Source organism: Marinomonas ushuaiensis DSM 15871 (genome assembly GCF_000521805.1).
Lineage (GTDB): Bacteria > Pseudomonadota > Gammaproteobacteria > Pseudomonadales > Marinomonadaceae > Marinomonas > Marinomonas ushuaiensis.
In genome coordinates this window covers 1-6,475 of the sequence record NZ_JAMB01000026.1, presented here as the reverse complement: position 1 = coordinate 6,475, position 6,475 = coordinate 1, and the positions used below count along the sequence as shown (strand labels likewise).

Annotated in this window: 2 protein-coding genes; one reads left to right on the top strand and one right to left on the bottom strand. The window is 41.2% G+C overall.

Features of this window, described 5'->3' with window-relative positions; translation table 11 throughout:
• Nucleotides 1–38 precede the first annotated feature (38 nt).
• Complete coding sequence (locus MUS1_RS15470) at nucleotides 39–5,465, top strand: cadherin-like domain-containing protein (protein ID WP_156924905.1); 5,427 nt, start codon at nucleotides 39–41, stop codon at nucleotides 5,463–5,465.
• Between the two features lie 83 nt (nucleotides 5,466–5,548).
• On the opposite strand, the gene msrA is transcribed toward MUS1_RS15470, so the two are convergent.
• Nucleotides 5,549–6,208: a peptide-methionine (S)-S-oxide reductase MsrA gene (gene msrA / locus MUS1_RS15465; protein WP_036164100.1), complete on the bottom strand. Its 660-nt coding sequence runs from the start codon at nucleotides 6,206–6,208 to the stop codon at nucleotides 5,549–5,551.
• Nucleotides 6,209–6,475 lie beyond the last annotated feature (267 nt).

The following is a 6,475-nucleotide window of genomic DNA, read 5'->3' as shown; positions in this document are numbered from 1 at the left end:
GCGACGCAACCGACGGTGGTTTCACGGTGGATGTGTCTGTGAGCGGCTTAACTGCTGACATCACAGACGCGACTAACAGTGGTTCGAACGATGACTCGATTACCAATAACGCGACACCAACAATAGCGGGTCAAACGGAAGCGGGTGCGACTGTCACTATCCTGTACCTAGATGCGACCAGCACACAGCAAACAGCGACCGGCACAGCGGATGAGAATGGTGCTTACAGTATTACGCTTGATGATGGGTTACCTGAAGGTACAAACAGCCTAAACATCAAAGCGATTGATGCGGCAGGCAATGAAACCAAAATTATGCATGATGTGACAATAGACACAACGGCGACGTCGGCACCAACGATTGCGATAGCAGGTGACACAAACGCAGACGGTGTTTACAACGCAGCGGAGCTTGGCGAAGACGGCACAGTGACAGCAACGATCAGTATCCCAACGGGTGCGGTTGCTGGCGATACAGTGACGTACCAAGTGGATGATGCAGACGCAGTGAGTGTGGTCTTAACAGACGCCTTGATTAGCAGCGGCATTGCGGTAGAAATCGAACCGAAAGCGAAGATCACTGCAACGATTACAGACGGTGCGGGCAACACATCGACTGAAGCGACAGCGACAGCAGTTGATGCAGACACAACGGCGACAGCGGCACCATCAGTAAGGATCTTAAGTGATGGGAATGACGACGGCACGATCAGCAACAGCGAAATCGATGGGAAAGTGTACGTATTAGTTAGCTTGCCAGGGGGAGCGGTTGCGGGCGATACGTTGACAGTGAGCGGCCAAGAAGATGTGATCTTAACACAAGTTCATATTGATGGAGGTGAAATAGAGTTCGAATACGATCGTCCAGCGGATGGCGAAGAGTTGAAAGTTGACGCGAGTATTACGGATGCGGCGGGTAACACGTCAGCGACAAGAACAGACAGTGCGACGATGGCAGTAAACGAAGCGCCTGTGGCGACTGATGACTCTACCATGGTTTACAGTACGGGGATTCGTCTTGATGAAGAACCTGAATATGGTGTGATGGAAGTTAAGAACGATAACGATGAATGGGTTGAAATGACACTGGGCGTTACTTATGACTCTGACACCGAAGTGCGTTTTGTTCCTGACACCGAGATTGAAGATTCAACAGATTTCAAGATTGGTTCTTTCGATGCCAATGAAAACCCAGAATCAGGAACTTTTGGAGGAAGTGCGTCCGTTAGCGACTGGGGTGACCTCAATGATGAAGGTGCAGCCGTTATAACATTTAATGATGGTGCTATTACCGTCACTACCTCGGTGTCTGATGGGGTATTAACTGCTTGGAATAATGAAAATGGTAAAGAATTTGTTGGGTTTGGTATTGGCAATGAAGATGACAATGGCTTGAGTAGAGAGGAATTGTTAACAATTGATGTAGATTCTAATGATATTTCAATCAACAAAGTATCCTTTACATTGAGTGGACTTGGTAACTCATTTGATGAAAAAACAGCTGTTTCTATAACTGCTAACTTTGCTGATGGGACATCAGAAACTATTTCAGGGAACAGGGAAAGTGGTGAATATGAAGATACGTATTCTTTTATCACAGATAAAGCCGTTGAGAGTTTTGTCTTAACGACAATTGGTGGCAATGGTGATTATGTCGTTCAAAATATGACGATATCTCACGCGATATCGGATGAGATTGTTTTAACCACTTTGCAAGCGGATGGCAGTGAAACGACGACTAATGTGAAATTTGACCCTAGTGATGTATCTGAAGATGGTACCGTTAGTTTGACAAGCAGGTTTGCTAATCTTCTTGATGGCAATTTAACAAAAGGTGCTATTGCTACTGATGAAGATACAGTAATAACCATTGATGTGTTGGCAAACGATTATGATCCAGATGGTGATGAATTAGAAATTACGGACGCTACAGTTACATCAGGAGAGGGTACTGTCTCGATTGTTGATGGCAAGCTTGAATTCACGCCAGCAAATGACTTTAGTGGCGATGTCACGATTAAGTATGAAATTTCTGATGGTGAGTTAACGTCAGAGGCTAGCGTTCAGGTGACAGTCGATGCTGTCGCGGATGCGCCAACATTGGAAGTGTCTTTGTCAGAAGCAGAAGTAGAAGGCTCTATTGTTATTAATGAAAGCGATGTTGTTGATCTAGGATCAGAGCTTGGAGATAACTTCACAAACAGTTCAAATCTTCTTGGAGATATAGCAACTCGTGAATTTGATTTTGGAACGGAGTATGCGGGTCAAGAAGTTACGATAAGTTTTGACTCTGTTATTAGTGGTGGTTGGGAAGATGGTTTACAAAATAATAGATTAGCTTCTGTTGAGACTGCAGACACCTATGCCATTACGATAAATGGCAAAGAGCAAGATCAGTTTACGTATGAACAAAATACTGGGACACTTGTACACAGACAATCTAATTCGTACACAGTGATATTAGATGAAGATGGTAAGGCAACCGTTGAGTTTGAAGTTGCATCAACGGCTACTTCTGAAGTCGTGAACATTAGTAATATTCAAGCGAGTGTTGAGTCGTTATCTTTAATCAGTGATTTAACTATTGAAGGTAACTTAACCGATACGGATGGTAGTGAAACATTAAGCTACACAATATCAGGAATGCCTGAAGGTGCTGAATTGCTTGGATCAGATGGTACGGTTATTGATTCAAATGAGGATGGTACTTATAGCTTGGCAGTCGATGACATTACTGGGCTTCAAGTGAGAGTTGATCAAGATATCGCAGGTTTTGATATTGAAGTTACGGTGATTTCGACAGACGGTGATTCTATTGCTCAGACTTCACAGACGATTACGGTTGGTACACCAAATACGGCGCCCGATGCGGTTGATGATAGCTCAACTACGTTGAATTTTGCTTTTGCAGGTCTCGTCGGTGAATATTATGGCACGGATTCTCAGATCGATAGCTTGGATGAGTTCTTAGCCATTGTTCAAAGTAATGCCCCTACAGCAACCTTTAATGCGACTACTATTGATTACTCTTCTAATGGTCCAACTGATGAAGGAACTAGTGTCGCCACAGGAAATAATTTACAGACATTCTTAGGTGATGATGCTGATTCATTGAGTTCTGATCCGGGTAACAACACAGATGGTGGTATTCATCTGCAGGGTTATATCTTCTTGGCTGCTGGTACTTATAACTTCCAAGTTCATGCAGATGATGGTTATCAGATTTTAGTTGATGAGAAAAATGTGGCTTCCATTAGTAGTAACCAATCTCCAGGCACTGATACTTTTGAGTCGTTTGAGATTGCTGAAGATGGTTACTATTCCATTGATATGGTCTGGTGGGATCAAGGTGGTGATTATGTCTTCCAGCCTACGATCAGTTCTGATGGCGGTAATACTTATGTAACGCTGGATTCTAGTATATTGAGCAGTGTTGACGGTTCGCCTTTAATTACTACAGACGAGCAGTCTATTATTATTTCTGCTGATACGTTATTGGCAAATGATATGGATGGTGACGGAGATACTTTATCTATTAGCAGCATTAGTAACGTTCAGAATGGTTACGCTTACTTAAATAGTGCTGGTAGTGTGGTATTTATTGCTACAGCAGGTTTCAGTGGTACAGCGACTTTTGATTACACAATTACTGATGGTAAGGGTGGTTACGATACGGCTACTGCATCCGTTGAAGTTACGGAGTCTTCTATTTTACCAACGGTTACAGTTACTGTTTCTGAGTTGTCTTCAATTAAACAAGTATGGGCAGGATTTTCTTCTAGCAGCGATGCAGATGATAGTTACCAAAATTACAACTCTTATAAAAGTTTTGACTCTTCTGATCATAATATCTATATCAGTGGAAGTGTCAGTGCATCTTTGGAGCTTGGTAGCGGAAATGACAATGTTCATATTAAAAATGATGTTCAAAGTGGTGGTTATATTGCTTTAGGCGATGGAAGCAATAATCTTATTGTTGAAGGTAGTGTAAATCATAGTATTTCATCTGGGTCAGGAAATGATCAAATTCAGTTAGGTGGAGATTTGTCTGCATCTATTAATTTAGGTGGAGGTAATAATTACTTATCAATTGCAGCAAATGTGAATACTGGTGCTGCGATTAATATGGGCTCTGGAAATGATGAGCTTCATATTGATGGTAATGTTAAAAGTGCTATAGGGTTAGGTGAAGGTGATAATAAAGTTATTATCGGTGGTGATCTTTACTCTGAAATTGGTGTTGGTGGCGGTAGTGATCAGATCCAAATTGGTGGTGACGTAAGCGGTTATATTGGATTGGGGCAAGGAAATAATACGTTAATCATTAATGGAAATGTCAGTGCTGGTATCGGTGGCGGATCTGGCGATGACTTGATTAGAATTGATGGCAATGTAAATAGTGATATCGGTCTAGGTGAAGGGGATAATGTCCTTGTCATTGGTGGTAATTTAAATGCTGGCATTGGTATGGGAACCGGTAGTGACTTTATTGTTCTTGAAGGGCTTAAAGCTGCCGATGTGTATTTTGATGGAGGAACAACTGGGACAGATTCTATAGTGCTTTCATCTTATACAAGTGCTCAATATGAATTGAATATAGATAATATCAAAACGAAAATAGTTGGCTTTGAAAATATCTTATTTAGCGACGGTATCATTCAAGGTGATGTGACAGCTTTTGCTGATTACATCGCTAATGATGGCATTGAAATTAGTCTTAATGAAAATAGCTCTGGATTTTCATATGATGTGACTGTTGATATAGACAATACGGATGCCACAGCAAACACTTCAGTTGTATCTTTGTTTGGGATACCAAGTACATCTACTCTAGTATTGGGTGGCGCAACGTTAGTAGCTAATGCAGATGGTAGTTACAGCATTGAAGTGGAAGCAGGTGAGACATCAATAGATAACCTGACAATCACCAGTAGTGTTGAATTACCAGAGTTAGAAATAACAAGCACTGTTACGAATATAATTGATGATTCTGGTTTAGACGACATTATCGTTACAGACAGTTATTTAGAAGGAACGGATAGCTCAATCGCAGATACTCTCTTGGGGGATTTGGGTGATGATGTTCTGTTTGGTGGAGATGATGAGGTATCTGACATCTTAACTGGAGCGGGCGGTAGTGATATCTTTATCTTAAATGACGTAACTGATCAGGCTAATATTGATATTATTGTTGATTTTGATGCTTCTGAAGACGCGTTAGATCTAACCGACTTATTGGTTGGCATAGAAGGCAGTCCTGGTAAAGACGCAAGCGTTGATGTTATTACTGAGTTCTTACAAGCTCATGTTAAAGCTGAAGAGGGAGATGGTAGCTTAAGTGTAACTGTCGATGGTAAAGATGTAGCAGAGTTTACTAATGCGACATCTTCTTTGGATTTGAATTCAGCAGAGAGCGTTAAAGTCATTTATAATAACGAGGAATACAGTATTAATATTGATGGCTAGTAAATAGCACTGATTAAAAAACCGAACTAGAAATTTTCTAGTTCGGTTTTTTTTGTATCTACCATTTGCGACAAATCAAACGCTTAACGAGCAAGACCAATAGGGCAGCTAACGCCGGTTCCGTTTAATCCACAGTAACCATTTGGGTTTTTGTGTAGGTATTGTTGGTGATATTCTTCTGCAAAATAATACGTATCTAAAGGCTCGATCTCTGTCGTGATCATCCCATGGCCAGCCGCAATCAGTTCTTTCTGGAAAGCCGCTTTACTCACTTCTGCTATAGCAAGATCTTGATCATTCTTTGTATAGATAACAGAGCGATATTGGCTGCCTACGTCGTTACCTTGCTTCATGCCTTGTGTTGGGTCATGGTTCTCCCAAAAGACTTTTAAAATACCTTCTAATGACGTGACAGAAGTATCGAAAACGACTTGAACCACTTCACTGTGTCCTGTTTGGCCAGAACAGACTTCTTCGTAAGTAGGGTTTTGTGTGTAGCCGCCTGCATAACCAACAGAGGTAACGATAACGCCTGGTGTATTCCAAAGCTTTCGTTCTGCGCCCCAAAAACATCCCATACCCAAAATTACTTCAGCTTCGTTTTCCTTTGGCGTACGAATAAAAGGTTCGTTAGTAATCACACTGATGCCTGAGATGGTCAATGGCGTACTTCTACCTGGAAGAGCTTGCTCTTTGTCTGGGATCGACGATTTCTTCAAAATGTCAGTGATGCTGTTGGACATACTTGGTTCCTATAAAAAATTGTTAAAATGATTTGATGACTATCTTTTTACAGTCAGACAAAGGTCGATACAAGTACTTTGAAAATTTAATATAGATAGATGCACAATAAGCAAAAAAGATGATTCTCAAAACTTATCTCATGTTATTTGTTAAGTGGTCTTGACTCCTTGTTTAATCTACCTATAATACGCACCTCGTTAACAAGGGTTAGCAGTTTTGTTAAGCCAATTACCATTACAGAGATGGTATAAAGTTAGCGAAGATTA

What these genes read in the sequence shown, in the direction of transcription:
- msrA (WP_036164100.1), bottom strand. Translation starts at nt 6,208, where the DNA reads ATGTCCAACAGCATCACTGACATTTTGAAGAAATCGTCGATCCCAGAC.